The following is a 15,930-nucleotide window of genomic DNA, read 5'->3' on the forward strand; positions in this document are numbered from 1 at the left end:
GCGGGCGCCCCCCCATCCGCTCCCGTGCCGCGGGCGGTGCTCACGGTCTCGTGCCGCGTGCGCCTCCGGCGCGCGCTCCTCGACCTGCGGGACCGCGCGGCTCCGGTCTCGTGCCGCGTGCGCCTGAGGCGCGCGCTCCTCGACCTATGAGGCTCGGCGGCGCTCGGCGAAGGCCCGCATCGCGTCGCGCACGTAGGCGGCCCCCTCCTTTCCGCCGTAGTTGGCGGCGAACCGCTCATCGGCGACGTACATCTCGCCGAGGCCGGCGAACGCGTCGAGGTCGGGCTCGGCCGTCTGCCAGCCGGCGCCGATCCAGCGGTAGTGCCGCTCGGCGAGCGCCTGCACGCCCTCCGAGTCCACCGGCTCCCCGGCCGCGCGCGCGGCCGCGTAGCCCGCCGCGATGTCGAGGTGCTCCTGCTGGAACGCCGCACGGTCGGGATCCGTCATGCCCTTCCACCAGGCCTGGCCGTCCTGCCACGCCTTCGCGCCCCAGCGCTCGGTGACCTCCTGCTCGTACTGGCCCTGGTCGAACCCGTCGAGCGCCTGCTCTGCCGCCATGGCGGCTCCTTCCTCTCGTGCCCGCAGCGTCTGCTCGACGGCGCGGATCTGCCTGCGGATGCGGTCGGCCTCGCGCTCGAGGTCGACGAGGTGCGCCGCGAGCGCCTCCTCGTCGGACGCGCGCTCGAGGCTCTCGGCGATCGCGGGGATCCCCACGCCCAGCCCGCGCAGCAGCAGGATGCGCTGCAGGCGGGTGAGCGATGCCTCGTCGTACCAGCGCATCCCGCCCGCGTCGGTGCGGGCGGGGGCGAGGATGCCGACGGCGTCGTAGTGCCGCAGCGTGCGGCTCGAGACGCCGGCGAGCTTCGCGATGCGCTGGATCGACCACTCCATGCAGACGACGGTAGAGGTTGACGCAACGTCAACGTCAAGCGCGTGACGCAGCGGGTGTATGTTCTCGCCGTGACGGAGGAGTTCTCGCCGAAGCGCTGGCTGATCGGCGAACCGCTCGAGTCCGGCCGCCTCGACGAGCAGCTGCTGCCCAAGCGCATCGCGCTGCCCGTCTTCGCGAGCGACGCGCTCTCGTCGGTGGCCTACGGCCCGCAGGAGATGTTCCTCGTGCTGACCATCGGCGGCCTCGCCGTGCTCGCCCACGCGCCATGGGTGGCGCTCGGCGTCATCTGCCTCATCGCGATCGTCGTCGCGGGCAGCTTCCAGCTCGTGCGTGCCTACCCGTCGGGCGGCGGCGACTACGAGGTCGCGCACCGCAACCTCGGGCCGCGCGCCGGCCTCGTGGTCGGCGCGGCGCTCCTGATCGACTACGTGCTGACCGTCGCGGTCTCGGTCGCGGCGGGCGTCGACAACGTGATCTCGGCGCTCCCCGCACTGGCGCCGTGGAGGGTCGAGCTCGCGGTCGCGCTCATCGCGCTGCTCGCGATCGCCAACCTGCGGGGCGTGCGCGAGTCGGGCGCGGCCTTCGCCCTGCCGACCTACGTCTTCATCGCATCCGTCGTGCTGCTCGTCGGCACGGGCCTCGTGCGCACGGCGCTCGGCGACCCGCCGGTCGCCGCCTCGAGCGCCTACGCCGTCGAGGCCGACCCGATCACGCAGGCCGGCCTCGCGCTCCTGCTGCTGCGCGCCTTCGCCTCTGGGTGCTCGGCGCTCACCGGCATCGAGGCGATCTCGAACGGAGTCCCCGCGTTCCGGCGGCCGAAGGTGCGCAACGCGCGCATCACGCTCCTGCTGCTCGGCGGCGTCTCGATCTCGCTCTTCGCGGGCATCACCGCCCTCGGCGTCATCTCGCGCCTCCACTACGCGCAGGATCCCTGCGACCTCATCGGCTACGCCGACTGCGCGACGCGGCCGCAGCCGTCGGTGATCGCGCAGCTCGCGACCGCGGTCTTCGGCGAGGGCGCACCGCTCGTCTACCTCGTCACCGCATCCACCGCCCTCGTGCTGCTGCTCGCCGCCAACACCGCCTTCAACGGCTTCCCGCTGCTCGGGAGCGTGCTCGCGGCCAACGGGTTCGCGCCGCGCAGCCTCGCGAACCGCGGCGACCGGCTCGTGCACTCCAACGGCGTGATCCTGCTCGCGCTCGCGGCAGCGCTGCTGGTGCTCGTGCTGCGGGCCGACGTCAACGCGCTCATCCAGCTGTACGTCATCGGCGTCTTCGTCTCCTTCTCGTTCGGGCAGATCGGCATGACGGTGCACTGGCTGCGGCTGCGGCGCACGCGCCGCCGGGAGTTCCGGATGCTGCCGCTCGCGATCAGCGTGACGTCGGCCCTGTGCACCGGCGCGGTGCTGCTCATCGTCACGGTGACGAAGTTCACGCACGGTGCGTGGGCCGTGTTCGTGCTCGGGCCGATCCTGTGGTGGCTCATGCTCGGCATCCACCGCTACTACGCGCGAGTGCGCGCCGAGATCGCCGCCGACCGCACGACCGTGTTCGGCGCGAAGGGCGACCACGCGATCGTGCTCGTCGAGGAGCTCACGAAGCCCACGCTCAAGGCGCTCGACTACGCGATCGCCGCCCGGCACGCAACGCTCGAGGGCGTCCACGCCGACGTCGACCCCGAGGCGACCATGCGCCTCGAGCGCCAGTGGAAGGCCGAGGGGGTGCGCGTGCCGCTGCGCATCGTGCCGAGCCCCTACCGCGACGTCGCCGAACCGGTCGTCGAGCACATCCGTCGGCACCGCGCCGAGCACGGCCCCGAGGTCGTGACGGTCTACACGCCGAAGCTCGTCGGGCTGCGCTGGTGGGAGCATCTGCTGCACAACCGTCGCTCGACGCGCATCCGCCAGCGCCTCACGCTCGAGCACGGCGTGACGCTCGCGCTCGTGCCCTGGCGGCTGCACCCCGACCTGCCGGTCGGCCCGGACCCGCGGCCCCTGCCCGGCGACGCCCGGCGCGGCCAGCCCGCCCGGCCCGTCGTCCGCCAGCAGCACCGGCCGGCCCGGGAGCGCCGCTAGCCTCGACGCATGCCCCTGCTGCCGTCGATCGCCGCCGTGCTGGTGGGCGGCGCGCTCGGCACCGCGGCGCGCGCGCTGCTGCAGGCTGCGCTGCCCGAGTGGTGGCTGCTGCTCGCGGTCAACGCGCTGGGCTCGCTGCTGCTCGGCGTCGCCGTCGCGGCGCTCGCCGACGCGCCGGCGTGGCTGCGCCACGGGATCGGCGCCGGCGTGCTCGGCGGCTTCACGACCTTCAGCGCCGTGGCCGTCGCGAGCGTCGCCGCGTCCGCGGGCCGCGGCGGCTGGTCGGCGCTCGCGCCCGCGCTCCCCGGGATCGCGCTCGCCGTCGGGATGCTGCTCGCGTGCCTCGCGGCGGCCGGCGCCGGGCTCGCGCTCGGGCGGCGCATCGCCCGGAGCCGGGCGGCATGAGCCCGCTCGAGCTGCTCGCGATCGCAGCGGCGGGCGGCGTCGGCGCGACGGTGCGCTTCCTCGCGGGCGCGCTCGCGCCACGGCGGCCGGCGCGAGCGACGATGGCCGTGAACCTCGTCGCGAGCCTGCTCGCGGGGCTCGCGGCAGGGCTCATGCCCCTCGACGACGCCTGGCGCGCCGTGCTCGTCACCGGCTTCTGCGGCGGCATGTCGACCTACTCCGCCTTCGCGGTGCAGGCCGTCGAGCAGCTCGAGCGCCGGCGCGGCGGCCACGCGCTCGCGACGGTCGCCGTGACCCTCGTCGGGGGCGCGCTCGCCGCATCCGCCGGCCTGCTCATCGCCGCGATGCTCGCTCCTGCGGCCGCGGCCTGAGCGATTCGGAACGCTGTCCACATCCCGGGCCAGGGCACAGCGGATCGACAGCCGCGATGATACGATGCAGGTTGGACTTGATAGCAGAAGTTCTCCCAATCGTCCGTCGGCATGCGAGCCGACGCCAGTAGCAAGGGGGTCCAGCATGGGTCGTGGCCGCCAGAAGGCAAAGCACACGAAGTTGGCTCGGGAGCTGAAGTCGTTCAGCCCCGACATCAACTACAACGCGCTGCAGGCAGAGCTCGGCAGCCGCTCCGGCGACCCCGAGGTCGACAAGTGGGCCGACTACGCCGAGTACCAGCCCGAGGGCGACGACTACGCTGACGAGTACCAGACGGGCCGCACCGCCTGAGCCACCACCTCCGGTTCCGGGCGCCTTGACGCGAAGGAGCCGATCGTGACCTCGCACGCCACCACGAGCAAGACGCCGCCGATCACCAACGGGCGCGGCCTCGAGCCGACGGTCGTCGGATCGCACGCGACCGCCGCCGCACCGGTCTTCGAGTCGCTGTCGGTGCTCGATCTGTTCAAGATCGGCATCGGCCCGTCGTCGTCGCACACCGTCGGCCCCATGCGGGCCGCGCTCGACTTCCTCGGGCAGGCGGATGCGTCGGGCCGCTTCGACGAGATCGTGCGGCTGCGCATCGACCTCCTCGGCTCGCTCGGCGCGACCGGTTCCGGCCACGGCACCGACACCGCGATCATGCTCGGTCTCTCCGGGCTCGCGCCCGACACCGTCGAGACCCCGCAGATCGCCGAGACGCTCGAGCGCATCCGCGCCACCGGCGAGCTCCCGCTCGGCGGCCGGCGCGCGGTGGCGTTCGACGAGGCGAAGGCGTTCGTCTTCCGGCCGCTCACCGTGCGCAGCGAGCACCCGAACGCCCTGCGCATCACCGCCTACGACGCGGCCGACGAGACGATCGCGACCGCCGGCTACTACTCGATCGGAGGCGGCTTCGTGATGCGCCACGACGAGGGCGACGTGCTCTCCCCCGTGCCCGCGCCGGCCGAGCAGCTGCACCCCGTGCCGCATCCGTTCACGACCGGCGACGAGCTCGTCGCGCTGTGCGAGGAGACGGGCCTCTCGGTCGCCGAGCTCATGCTGCGCAACGAGGCCGCGTGGCGGCCGCGCGAGCAGACCGTCGCGCAGCTCGAGCGCATCTGGGAGGTCATGCAGGAGTGCGTCGCGCACGGCATCGCGACCGGCGGCATCCTGCCCGGCGGCCTCGACGTCAAGCGCCGCTCGAAGGAGTGGCACGCGAAGCTGCTCGAGCGCGACGCGGCACCGAAGACCGGGCGCCCCGACCTGCTCGAGGGCATGGAGTGGGTGAACCTCTACGCGCTCGCGGTCAACGAGGAGAACGCCGCGGGCTCGCGGGTCGTCACCGCGCCGACCAACGGCGCCGCCGGCATCATCCCCGCGGTCATGCACTACGCCGACCGCTTCGCCGACTGCGTCGAGGACGAGCTGCCGTGGCAGGTGCGCTTCCTGCTCGTCGCGGGCGCGATCGGCATCATCATCAAGTCGAACGCGTCGATCTCGGGCGCCGAGGTCGGCTGCCAGGGCGAGGTGGGCTCGGCGTGCGCGATGGCCGCGGGCGGCTTCGCCGCCGTGCTCGGCGCGACGCCGGCGCAGATCGAGAACGCGGCCGAGATCGGCATCGAGCACAACCTCGGCCTCACGTGCGACCCGATCAAGGGGCTCGTGCAGATCCCGTGCATCGAGCGGAACGCCATGGCGAGCGTCAAGGCGATCAACGCCGCGCGGATGGCGAAGCAGGGCGACGGCACCCACTACGTCTCGCTCGACACCGCCGTCGAGACGATGCGGCAGACCGGTGCCGACATGAGCGACAAGTACAAGGAGACCGCGCTCGGCGGGCTCGCGGTCGCGTACATCGAGTGCTGACCGGCACGATCCCGCACATGACGGAGGGCCCGCCGATCGGCGGGCCCTCCGTGCGAGCGGGTCAGTAGCCGTACTGCGACTGGAAGGCCGCGGCGAAGATCACGGTGATGATCAGCGGCCAGAAGATGAACGCCCAGATGAAGCCGAGGATGGACGTGACGAGGCCCCAGATGGCCATCGTCTTGCCGGCCGGCTCCTTGGCGAGACCGATGCCGGAAAGCACGCCGCCGGCGATCGCGTTGATCCAGATGGGGATGAGGATGCTCGAGATGCCGAGGATGAGGCCCCACAGCGACAGGGTGCGCTTGGTCGAGGGCGCGGCGTAGCCGTACTGCTGGCCGGCCGGCTGGTAGCCGGGCTGGGCGGCCTGGTAGCCGGGCTGCGCCGGCTGGTAGCCGGGCTGGGCGGGCTGGTAGCCGCCCGTCGGGTCGGGCTGCTCCGGAGGGGTGTAGGTCATGACGGTCCTTGCTGGTGGTGCGGGCAGGGGGCGCGGTGCGCCGGGATGAGCCTACGGCGCAGGGATGCGGGACCGCTACGAGCGAACCCGCCGGTCAGGGGCCGGCCGGGACCGCGAAGAGCATCGCCCCGAGCAGCACGATCAGCGGCAGCACGTAGATGAGCAGCACGAGCAGCAGCCCGAGGCCCGAGCCCACGAGCCCGACGATCGCCATCACGCGCCCGGCGGGCTCGCGCCGCAGCGCGAGGATGCCGAAGACGATGCCGATGATGGGCACGACGACGAAGATCCAGGCGAAGACGAACGAGCAGATCCCGAGCACGAGCGCGGTGGTCGAGAGGCCGCGCTGCACCTGCGGCACGGGTGCCGGCGCCGGCGCGCGGTAGACGGGCACGCCGTAGGGGGTGAGGCTCGAGGCCTGCGCGGCCGCCGGGTGGATGAGCGGGGCGTCGCGGCCGTCGAAGCCAGCGGAGAAGTGCGGCTGCACCCGCGGCGGAAGGCCGAACTGCGTCGCAGGCGACCCGAAGCGGGGGTGGTGGACGGCGCCGAAGGCAGAGGCGTGCGTGGCGGTCGGCGGCGCTGCGTGCGGAGAGGCGTGCGGCGCCGCGTGGGGCGCCGGCGGCGACTGCTCCGCGGTGCCGCCGGATTCCCAGGGGCCGAAGCGGTCGGCGTTCGGGTCCATCGTGCACCTCCTCTGTCGTGCTGGTTCCAAGCATCCGCTCGCACCGCGCGGCGCTCTTGCGACCGCTGCGGTGTCAGACCGCAAGTCACCGTACGCCCGGAGGCTCCGGATCACCTGGACGTCGCGGTCGGCCGTCCAAGAGCGCTCGCGGGGCGAGCGGTCGGGTCAGCGGTAGCTGCCGGAGAGGCGCACCGCGCCGCCGTCGACGCCCTTCGCGCCCCGCACCCAGCCGGCGGGGTCGGTGGGCGCGTCGCGCACCTCGCCGACGGTCCACGCGGGGATGCCCGCCTGCTCGCTCGCCGCGATCACGCGGTCGGCGTCGGCCGCATCCACGACCACGAGCATGCCGAGCCCGAGGTTCCAGGTGCCCTCGGCCTCGATGAGCGGGAAGCCGCCGAGCTGCGCGAGCACGTCGAACACCTCGGGCACCTGCCATCCGGCGCGGTCGATCTCGACCGCGAGGTGCTGCGGCAGCACGCGCGCGAGGTTCGCGGCGATGCCGCCGCCGGTGACGTGCGAGATCGAGCGGATGCCGTGGCCGGCCTCGAGCATGCCGAGCAGCGGGAGCGTGTAGAGGCGCGTCGGCTCGAGCAGCGCCTCGGCCGCGACGCCGCCGAGCTCGTCGACCCGGTCGGTGAGCGCGATCGAGCGCTGCGCGAGGATGTGGCGCACGAGCGAGAAGCCGTTGGAGTGGAGCCCCGACGAGGCCATGGCGACCACGACGTCGCCCGCGCGAACCCGCTCGGCGCCCAGCACCGCATCCGCCTCGACGATGCCGACGGCGGCGCCCGCGACGTCGTAGTCGTCGGGCTGCATGAGGCCCGGGTGCTCGGCGGTCTCGCCGCCGACGAGCGCGGTGCCAGTCGCCTCGCACGCCTCGGCGATGCCGCGCACGATGTCGGCGATGCGCTCGGGCACGACGCGCCCGCACGCGATGTAGTCGGTCATGAACAGCGGCTTCGCGCCCACGACGACGATGTCGTCGACGACCATGCCCACGAGGTCCTGGCCGATCGTGTCGTGCTTGTCGATCGCCTGCGCGAGCGCGATCTTGGTGCCCACGCCGTCGGTCGAGGTCGCGAGCAGCGGCTTGGCGTAGGCGCCCGCGGCCGAGAGGTCGAACAGCCCCGCGAAGCCGCCGAAGCCGCCGAGCACGCCCGGGCCGTGGGTGCGGCCGACGGCCGCCTTCATGAGCTCGACCGCGCGGTCGCCCGCCTCGGTGTCGACGCCGGCGGAGGCATACGGATCGGTCATGCTCCCAGGCTACCGAGCCGCGGGTGCGTCGGACTCAACGGCCATCCCGGGCGGATGTGCCGCTTGGCGGCACATCCGTCGCGAATGGCCGTTCGGATCGGGATGGCAGGATGGGGCGCGGCACGCCCACCACGTCGACGGAGACACCCATGCACGCACTCGTGACCCGAGGCGCCCCGGGACTCGAGCTGGTCGAGATCCCGGAGCCCGAGACCCCGCCGGGCCATGTCAAGGTGCGCGTGCTGCGCGCCGGCATCTGCGGCACCGACCTGCACATCGACGGGTGGGATGCCTGGGCCCAGTCGGCCGTGACGCCCGGCCTCACCGTCGGGCACGAGTTCTGCGGCGAGATCGTCGAGGTCGGCGACGGCGTCACCGACTACGCCGTCGGACAGCTCATGAGCGGCGAGGGGCACGTCGTGTGCGGGCACTGCCGCAACTGCCGCGCCGGGCGCCGGCACCTGTGCATCCGCACCTCCAACCTCGGCGTGCAGCGCGACGGGTGCTTCGCCGAGTACGTCGTGCTGCCCGCGACCAACGTCTGGGTGCACCCCGGCGTCACCGCCGCATCCGCCACCGCGCAGCAGCTCGACGTCTTCGGCATCTACGACCCCTTCGGCAATGCCGTGCACACCGCGCTCAAGTTCCCAGTGGTCGGCGAGGACGTGCTCGTCACCGGCGCTGGCCCCATCGGCCTCATGGCGGCGATGGTCGCGCGGCACGCGGGCGCCCGCCACATCGTCGTCACCGACATCTCGGAGCCGCGGCTCGAGCTCGCCCGCTCGCTCGGCTTCCGGGCGCTCGACCCGCGCGAGCAGGAGATCCGCGAGGTGCAGCGCGAGCTCGGCATGACCGAGGGCTTCGACGTCGCGCTCGAGATGTCGGGCTCGCCGGCGGCGCTCGTCGGCATCATCGAGAACCTCAACTTCGGCGGCCGCATGGCGATGCTCGGGCTGCCCTCGACCCCGATCGAGCTCGACTTCGCCAAGGTCGTCTCGCACATGCTGACGATCCAGGGCATCTACGGCCGCGAGATGTACGAGACCTGGTACGCGATGGCCGCGATGGCCCAGACCGGGCTCGACGTCTCCCCCGTCATCACCGACCGATTCGCCTTCGCCGACTGGCAGGCGGCCTTCGAGCGCGCGCGCTCCGGTGCCGCCGGCAAGGTGATCCTCGACTTCACCGAAGGAGCCTGAGATGTTCTCCATCCGCGACGCGATCGCCGACGAGCTCGCCGAGATCGAGGCCGCCGGCCTCACGAAGCACGAGCGGGCCATCGCCTCCCCGCAGGCCGCATCCGTCGTCACCGACGGGCAGGAGGTGCTCAACTTCTGCGCCAACAACTACCTCGGCCTCGCCGACGACCCGCGCATCGTCGACGCCGCGAAGGCCGCGCTCGACGACTGGGGCTTCGGGATGGCGTCGGTGCGCTTCATCTGCGGCACGCAGACGCAGCACCTCGAGCTCGAGTCGCGCCTCGCGGCCTTCCTCGGCCAGGAGGCGTGCATCCTCTACTCGTCGTGCTTCGACGCGAACGGCGGGCTCTTCGAGACGCTGCTCGGCGCTGACGACGCGGTGATCTCGGACGCCCTAAACCACGCCTCGATCATCGACGGCATCCGGCTGTCGAAGGCGGCCCGGTACCGCTACGCGAACCGCGACATGGCCGAGCTCGAGGCGCGGCTGGTCGAGGCCTCGGGCGCGCGCCGCCGGCTGATCGTGACCGACGGCGTCTTCTCGATGGACGGCTATCTCGCGCCGCTGCGCGAGATCTGCGACCTCGCCGACCGCTACGACGCGATGGTGATGGTCGACGACTCGCACGCGGTGGGCTTCACCGGCGCGACGGGAGCCGGCACGCCAGAGCTCGCGGGCGTGCAGGACCGCGTCGACATCATCTCGGGCACGCTCGGCAAGGCGCTCGGCGGAGCCTCGGGCGGCTACATCGCCGCGCGCGCCGAGATCGTCGACCTGCTGCGCCAGCGCTCGCGGCCCTACCTCTTCTCGAACGCGCTCGCGCCGTCGGTCGTCGCGGGCTCGCTCGCCGCGCTCGACCTCGTCGAGGGTGCGGGCGAGCTGCGCGAGCAGCTGCAGCGCAACACCGCGCGCTTCCGCGAGGGCATGGAGGCGGCGGGCTTCGAGCTGCTGCCGGGCGAGCACCCGATCACGGCGGTCATGTTCCACGACGCGCGCCTCGCGGCGCAGATGGCGGATGCGATGCTCGCCGAGGGCGTCTACGTCACCGCCTTCTCGTTCCCCGTCGTGCCCCGCGGCGAGGCCCGCATCCGGGTGCAGCTCTCGGCCGCCCACTCGGACGCGGACGTCGACCGCGCGGTGGCGGCGTTCGCCGCGGCGCGCGAGCGCGTCGGCGGCTGAGCCTCGGCGGCTGAGCCTCGGCGGCTGAGCCTCGGCGGCGCGCCTGCGCCGCTCGGGCCACGAGGGTGGTCACGACACGCCGTCGCGCGAGTCGACCGGCGGCGTGTCGTGACCACCCCCGCCGTGCGGCCCGGCGTGTCGTGACCACCCTGGGTCCCCGGCGGAGGCGGGAGATCTCGCGACGCGTGGGACTTCGACGCGCGAGGAGGCGCATCTCGACGCCCGACGCCCGGGACGGGCGTCGGCGCTGGGGTCGCGGCGTCGACCCGAGAGGGTCGTCGCCCTCAGCTCCACCGCGCTAGAAGACGGGCTTGCCGCCGGTGACGCCGAGCACGGTGCCCGAGACGTAGCTCGCCTCGTCGCTCGCGAGGTAGACGAACGCGGTCGCGACCTCGATCGGCTGGCCGGGGCGGCCGAGCGGCGCATCCATGCCGAAGTCCTTCACCGAGGGCTTCGTCGCGGGCTGCAGCGGCGTCCAGATGGGGCCGGGGGCGACGGCGTTCACACGGATGCCGCGCTCGCCGAGCTGGGCGGCGAGGTTGACGGTGAAGTTGTTGATCGCCGCCTTCGTCGAGGCGTAGTCGAGCAGCGTCTCTGAGGGGTCGAAGGCCTGGATCGACGAGCAGTTGATGATGCTCGCCCCCTCGCCGAGGTGCGGCAGCAGCGCACGCGTGAGGTTGAACATCGCGAAGATGTTGGTCTCGAAGGTCTGGCGCAGCTGCGCGTCGTCGATGTCGGCGAGCGACTCCTGCGCCATCTGGAAGCCGGAGTTGTTGACGAGCACGTCGACGCCGCCGAGCTGCTCGACGACCGTCCGCGCGAGCTCGGCGTTCGCCTCGTCGGTGCGCTGGTCGCACGGCACGAGCACCGCGCGGCGGCCCGCGGCCTCGATGTGGCGCCGCGTCTCCTCGGCGTCGTCCTGCTCCTGCGGGAGGTAGGCGATCGCGACGTCGGCGCCCTCCTTCGCGAAGGCGATGGCGGTCGCGCGGCCGATGCCGGAGTCGCCGCCGGTGACGAGCGCGCGCTTGCCCTCGAGGCGGCCGCGGCCGGTGTAGCTCGTCTCGCCGTGGTCGGGCACGGGCTGCAGGTCGTCGGTGCGACCGGGCCACTCCTGCTGCTGCTCGGGCAGATGCTTGATGGATTCGGTGTCGACGTTCATGTCCCCCACTGTGGATGCTGCGGCTGGGAGCGGGGTGGACGCCGGCCCTGCGTCGGCCCGGCCGGGCGAGCGTCGTTGACCGCGCGATCAGGGCCGCCTAGGGTCGGCGCAACGGACGAGGGAGACCGCGATGGCGAGCGTGCGCACGGGCTCGGGGCTCGCCGTCGCGGTGGCGCTGCTGCTGATCGTCGGAGCGCCGGCCGCGGGGGCGGCCACGGTGCCTGCCGCGAGCGTCGCCGGGCCGCCTGCCGCCAGCGCCGCGGCGATCCCCGACGACGTCGCCGCCTTCTTCGCCGAGCAGGCGTCCGGCGTGCTGCAGGGCTCGGGACTGCCGGGCGAGCCGCGCGGCATCCACGAGGTCTTCACGTGGAGCGAGGCCTACCTCGTCGGCGAGGGCGGCGCGCCTACCGCGTCGCTCGACGAGTGGATCGCTGCCGTCGAGCGCGAGGGCGAACCGATCGGCACGCTCACCGCCTGGCGCCCCTCGCCCGGCGCGCCCGCCGAGTTCGCGGCGACGAGCGACGACGCCGGGCTCGCGGCCGCGCTGCTCGCGGTGCCCGCCGGCGCGACGCTCGTGAGCGATCCCCCGATCGACGCCTGGTACGCGCTCGTCGGCGAGACCCTCACGCCGCTCGACGAGCACGCGGCGGCCGAGCTGCCCCAGGGGCGCGCGACGCTCGCCGAGCTGCAGCCGAGCGTCGTGGAGCGCACCGCGGCCGCGCGGGCGGCGGGCGGCGACGCATCCGTCGATGGCGGAGGCCGCGACGCGCCGCTCGGAGCGCAGCCGTGGATGCTCGGCGCGGGCATCATCGCGGCGGTGATCGGCGCGCTCGCGATCATCGCGATCGTGCGGCGGGCGCGGCGGCGGCGCGCCGAGTGACGCGAGCGCCTCGGCCCCGTCAGCGCCGCGCAGACCCCGCCGCGGCACGTCGCGGCCGGTAGGCTGGATCGTCAGCCCCGCGACAGAAGGAGCTCGCCTGTGTGCGGCATCGTCGGCATCGTCTCCGACTCGAGCGTCAACCAGCAGGTCTACGACGCACTCGCCCTCCTCCAGCACCGCGGCCAGGACTCCACGGGCATCGCCACCGCGGAGGGCCGCTCCATCCACGTGCGGAAGGCCAAGGGCCAGGTGCGCGAGGCGTTCCGCACCCGCGACATGCGCTCGCTGCTCGGCGACATCGGCCTCGGCCACGTGCGCTACGCGACCAAGGGCGAGGCCGAGAACGAGCTCGAGGCGCAGCCGTTCTACGTGAACGCGCCCTACGGCATCGTGCTCGTGCACAACGGCAACCTGACGAACTCCCGCGAGCTCGAGCGCGAGCTCGCGACCGTCGACCACCGCCACGTCAACACGGGCAGCGACACCGAGATGCTCGTCAACGTGCTCGGCTCCGAGCTGCAGACGCTCGTCGCCGCGGGCGACCTCGACGCCGATCGCGTCTTCCAGGCGGTGCGGCGCGTGCACGAGCGCATCCGCGGCTCGTACGGCGTGATCGCGCTCATCGCGGGGCACGGGATGCTCGCCTTCCGCGACCCGTTCGGCATCCGCCCCCTCGTGCTCGGCTCACGCACCGCCGAGTCGGGCCGCACCGAGTGGATGGTCGCGAGCGAGTCAGTCGCGCTCACCGGCTCCGGCTTCACCCTCGAGCGCGACGTCGCGCCGGGCGAGGCCATCTTCATCGCTCCCGACGGCGCCATCACGAGCGCGATGACGCACGACAGCCCGGTGCTCATGCCCTGCTCGTTCGAGTACGTCTACCTCGCGCGCCCCGACTCGGTGATGAACGGCATCAACGTCTACGAGTCGCGGCTGCGGATGGGCGAGCGCCTCGCCGACACGATCGCGAAGTACACGCCGTCGGGCGCGATCGACGTCGTGATGCCCATCCCCGACTCGTCGCGACCCGCCGCGATGGAGGTCGCGCGGCGCCTCGGCATCGAGTACCGCGAGGGCTTCTACAAGAACCGCTACGTCGGCCGCACGTTCATCATGCCCGGGCAGGCGACCCGCAAGAAGTCGGTGCGGCAGAAGCTCAACGCGCTCGAGAGCGAGTTCCGCGGCAAGAACGTGCTCGTCGTCGACGACTCGATCGTGCGCGGCACGACGAGCCGCGAGATCGTCGAGATGATGCGCTCGGTCGGCACCGCCAACGTCACCTTCACGTCGGCCGCGCCGCCCGTGCGTTACCCGCACGTGTACGGCATCAACATGCCCTCCCGCGCCGAGCTCATCGCATCCGGCCGCACGATCCCCGAGGTCAACGCCGCGCTCGGCAGCGACTTCCTCGTCTACCAGGAGGTCGACGACCTGCAGCGCGCGATTCTCGACGGCAGCGACGTGCAGGGCCTCGACATGTCGTGCTTCACCGGCGAGTACATCACCGGCGACGTCACCGACGAGTACCTCGAGTGGGTGGAGCGCACCCAGCTCAGCTGAGCGGGGCCTCGAGCCGCGCGGGCCCCTGCCGCGCTGCGGCGTGCGGACGGGTCAGCGCGGCACCCACGCGCCGACGCCGGCGACGAGGCACGCGAGCGCCGCGCCCAGCACGACGTCGGGCAGCGGCACCGCGGCCAGCAGCAGCGCCGCGAGCACCGCGCCCGCCGCACCCGCGAGCGCGAGGAGCGTCGGCGCCGGCCGGCGCACGCGCGCACCGCGGCGACGGGCCAGCTCGACGAGGGCGACGGATGCGGCGAGCGCGACGCCGAGGAGGGTCGCGGCCACGACGTCGAGGGTCCCGGGCCGCGCGATGGGGGCCACGAGCGCCGCCGCGCCGCCTGCGGTCGCGAGGGTCGCCCCGGCGCGAGTCGGCAGCTGCTCGGCGAGGCGTGCGAGCGGCGGCCCGAGCAGCGCGCCGAGCATGAGCGTGAGGGCGAGCGGTCCCGCGGGCTGCGGCTGCTCGACGCCGATCGCCGAGAGCGCGGGGCGGAGGGCAGCGAGCGCGGTGGCGCCGGCGACCGCGAGCGCGAGCAGGGCGAGGAGCGGTGCGGGGGCGCCGAGCGGGGCGCGGCCGGCGGTGCTGCGGCCGCTCGCGCCGAGCTCGTCGGAGGTATCGCTTGCCCCGCGCGGCGGCGCCGCCGCGGCGGTCGCCGCGCGCTCGGAGCCCGTGGTGGCGAGGGTGCCGCCGAGCGCGGGAGCGGGGTGCGCGTGCTCTGCAGCGGCGCTCGCGAGGGCATCGGGCTCGGCATCGGAGGCCGATGCTCCCGAGGACGCGCCGACCGCGAGCGCCGCGAGCTGCAGCACCGCGGCGACGACGAGCGGCCAGCCCTCGGCGAGCTGCGGCACGAGCTCGGCGACCGCGACGAGCGCAGCGCCCGTGCCCGCGGCGAGCAGCGTGGGAGCGGGGCGCACGCGCGGCGCGAGCGGCGGGTCGCTCTCGGCCGCCGCGACGATCGCGGCCGTGTGGAGGCCCGCGGCGAGCCCGAGCGCGGCGGCCACGCCGGCGTGCGGCGGCAGGTCGAGCAGCGCGAGCGCGCCGCCCGCGGCTGCGGCGACGACCGCGAGCGCCGCGGCGGCGACCAGCAGCGCGCGCGTCGGGACGCGGGGCGGCGCCAGCAGGCCGACGGCCGCCGCGGCGACGGCGCAGGCTGCGCCGAGCGCGAGAGCGACCGCGGCTCCGGGCCGGCTCGCCGCATCCGTCACGAGCGCCGCGACGGCGACGCCGTGCGCGAGGCAGGCGAGCGCGTGCCCGATGCCCAGCCGCGCGCGGCGCGCCCCCACGTCAGGCTCCGCGGGGGCCGTCGCGCTCGTCGTCGGCCTCGTCCGTCTCGCCGGGGGCCGGGGGCGCCGCCGGCTCGTCGAGCGAGCGGTGGTGCTCGAACTCCGCCTCGACGACCGGGGCGTGCGGGGCGTGCGGGGCGGGCGGGGCCGCGTCGGCCGGCGCATCCGCCTCGGACACGTCGATCTGCTCGGCCGTCGCGGTGCCGGCCCGCTTCGCGAGCGAGCGATCGATGAGCAGCGCGACGACCGCGCCGAGCGCGCCGCCGAGCACGAAGCCGACGACGATCGACAGGCCGATGATCGGTGAGGTGTCGACCCGCTCTCCCGCCGCGTTGACCGCCGGCGGCATGACCCAGGCGACGATCCAGGCGACGACAGCGCCGAGCGCGGCGCCGAGCGCCATGAAGCGCCCGTACTTGGGCGAGCGGCGCACCTGCACCTCGACGTCGTGGTGGTGCTCGCGAGGCGAGCCCGCGCCGTCGTTCGCTGCGGGATCCGGCGTGTGGTCCATGCCCTCAAGCATCCCATCTCGCCGTGCCCGGCCGGGGCGGCCCACCGCATCCGCTCGTCATCTGACACCGCTAGGGTCGGCGGCGGTGCGCCCTCGGGCGCCCGCACCCATCCCTATG

Annotated in this window: 16 protein-coding genes; 9 read left to right on the forward strand and 7 right to left on the reverse strand. The window is 73.9% G+C overall.

Annotated elements, in window-relative coordinates; genetic code table 11:
* Window positions 1-144 precede the first annotated feature (144 nt).
* Entirely contained in the window at window positions 145-891 is a 747-nt protein-coding gene (locus BLT67_RS05675; RefSeq protein ID WP_092666112.1) for a MerR family transcriptional regulator, read from the reverse strand.
* Between the two features lie 69 nt (window positions 892-960).
* Here BLT67_RS05675 and BLT67_RS05680 point away from each other — a divergent pair, with 69 nt between their 5' ends.
* The 5 genes from BLT67_RS05680 to BLT67_RS05700 all read left to right on the forward strand — a co-directional run bounded on the left by BLT67_RS05680 (window position 961) and on the right by BLT67_RS05700 (window position 5,652).
* The gene (locus tag BLT67_RS05680; protein ID WP_231945603.1) at window positions 961-2,967 is read left to right on the forward strand and encodes an APC family permease; all 2,007 of its coding nucleotides are present in this window, start codon (window positions 961-963) and stop codon (window positions 2,965-2,967) included.
* A 9-nt stretch (window positions 2,968-2,976) separates the two neighbouring features.
* Window positions 2,977-3,372 (forward strand): CrcB family protein, encoded by a 396-nt coding sequence (locus BLT67_RS05685; RefSeq protein WP_092666113.1) that lies wholly within the window; start codon window positions 2,977-2,979, stop codon window positions 3,370-3,372.
* A complete protein-coding gene (locus tag BLT67_RS05690; protein ID WP_092666114.1) occupies window positions 3,369-3,743 on the forward strand; it encodes a fluoride efflux transporter FluC in 375 nt (124 codons plus the stop codon). The genes BLT67_RS05685 and BLT67_RS05690 overlap by 4 nt, the downstream gene beginning before the upstream one ends.
* Window positions 3,744-3,888: 145 nt before the next feature.
* Window positions 3,889-4,095 (forward strand): DUF3073 domain-containing protein, encoded by a 207-nt coding sequence (locus BLT67_RS05695; protein ID WP_092666115.1) that lies wholly within the window; start codon window positions 3,889-3,891, stop codon window positions 4,093-4,095.
* Between the two features lie 162 nt (window positions 4,096-4,257).
* Window positions 4,258-5,652 carry an L-serine ammonia-lyase gene (locus BLT67_RS05700; protein WP_269456982.1) on the forward strand — a complete coding sequence of 465 codons (1,395 nt, stop codon included), beginning with the start codon at window positions 4,258-4,260 and terminating at the stop codon, window positions 5,650-5,652.
* Between the two features lie 61 nt (window positions 5,653-5,713).
* Here BLT67_RS05700 and BLT67_RS05705 read toward each other — a convergent pair whose 3' ends face one another.
* From BLT67_RS05705 to purM, 3 genes are all read right to left on the reverse strand, one after another.
* A complete protein-coding gene (locus tag BLT67_RS05705) occupies window positions 5,714-6,109 on the reverse strand; it encodes a hypothetical protein (RefSeq protein ID WP_092666116.1) in 396 nt (131 codons plus the stop codon).
* Between the two features lie 94 nt (window positions 6,110-6,203).
* Window positions 6,204-6,791 carry a DUF4190 domain-containing protein gene (locus BLT67_RS05710; protein ID WP_092666117.1) on the reverse strand — a complete coding sequence of 196 codons (588 nt, stop codon included), beginning with the start codon at window positions 6,789-6,791 and terminating at the stop codon, window positions 6,204-6,206.
* A gap of 165 nt (window positions 6,792-6,956) precedes the next feature.
* Window positions 6,957-8,045, reverse strand: coding sequence for a phosphoribosylformylglycinamidine cyclo-ligase (gene purM, locus BLT67_RS05715; RefSeq protein WP_092666118.1), 1,089 nt, complete (start codon window positions 8,043-8,045; stop codon window positions 6,957-6,959).
* Window positions 8,046-8,194: 149 nt separating this feature from the next.
* On the opposite strand from purM, the gene tdh reads away from it, so the two are divergent.
* Both tdh and BLT67_RS05725 read left to right on the forward strand, forming a co-directional pair.
* Complete coding sequence (gene tdh, locus BLT67_RS05720; protein WP_092666119.1) at window positions 8,195-9,244, forward strand: L-threonine 3-dehydrogenase; 1,050 nt, start codon at window positions 8,195-8,197, stop codon at window positions 9,242-9,244.
* Window position 9,245: 1 nt separating this feature from the next.
* Window positions 9,246-10,424: a glycine C-acetyltransferase gene (locus tag BLT67_RS05725; protein WP_092666120.1), complete on the forward strand. Its 1,179-nt coding sequence runs from the start codon at window positions 9,246-9,248 to the stop codon at window positions 10,422-10,424.
* 298 nt (window positions 10,425-10,722) lie between these two features.
* Here the strand turns inward: BLT67_RS05725 and BLT67_RS05730 are convergent, their stop codons facing one another.
* Window positions 10,723-11,583 carry an SDR family oxidoreductase gene (locus BLT67_RS05730; RefSeq protein WP_092666121.1) on the reverse strand — a complete coding sequence of 287 codons (861 nt, stop codon included), beginning with the start codon at window positions 11,581-11,583 and terminating at the stop codon, window positions 10,723-10,725.
* A gap of 130 nt (window positions 11,584-11,713) precedes the next feature.
* On the opposite strand from BLT67_RS05730, the gene BLT67_RS05735 reads away from it, so the two are divergent.
* Window positions 11,714-12,463 carry a hypothetical protein gene (locus tag BLT67_RS05735; protein WP_092666122.1) on the forward strand — a complete coding sequence of 250 codons (750 nt, stop codon included), beginning with the start codon at window positions 11,714-11,716 and terminating at the stop codon, window positions 12,461-12,463.
* A 99-nt stretch (window positions 12,464-12,562) separates the two neighbouring features.
* Complete coding sequence (purF, locus tag BLT67_RS05740) at window positions 12,563-14,020, forward strand: amidophosphoribosyltransferase (RefSeq protein ID WP_092666123.1); 1,458 nt, start codon at window positions 12,563-12,565, stop codon at window positions 14,018-14,020.
* 51 nt (window positions 14,021-14,071) lie between these two features.
* On the opposite strand, the gene BLT67_RS05745 is transcribed toward purF, so the two are convergent.
* Both BLT67_RS05745 and BLT67_RS05750 read right to left on the reverse strand, forming a co-directional pair.
* Entirely contained in the window at window positions 14,072-15,301 is a 1,230-nt protein-coding gene (locus tag BLT67_RS05745; RefSeq protein WP_092666124.1) for a hypothetical protein, read from the reverse strand.
* Window position 15,302: 1 nt separating this feature from the next.
* Complete coding sequence (locus tag BLT67_RS05750; RefSeq protein WP_092666125.1) at window positions 15,303-15,812, reverse strand: YtxH domain-containing protein; 510 nt, start codon at window positions 15,810-15,812, stop codon at window positions 15,303-15,305.
* Window positions 15,813-15,930 lie beyond the last annotated feature (118 nt).

It is taken from the genome of Agrococcus carbonis, assembly GCF_900104705.1.
GTDB classification, from domain to species: domain Bacteria; phylum Actinomycetota; class Actinomycetes; order Actinomycetales; family Microbacteriaceae; genus Agrococcus; species Agrococcus carbonis.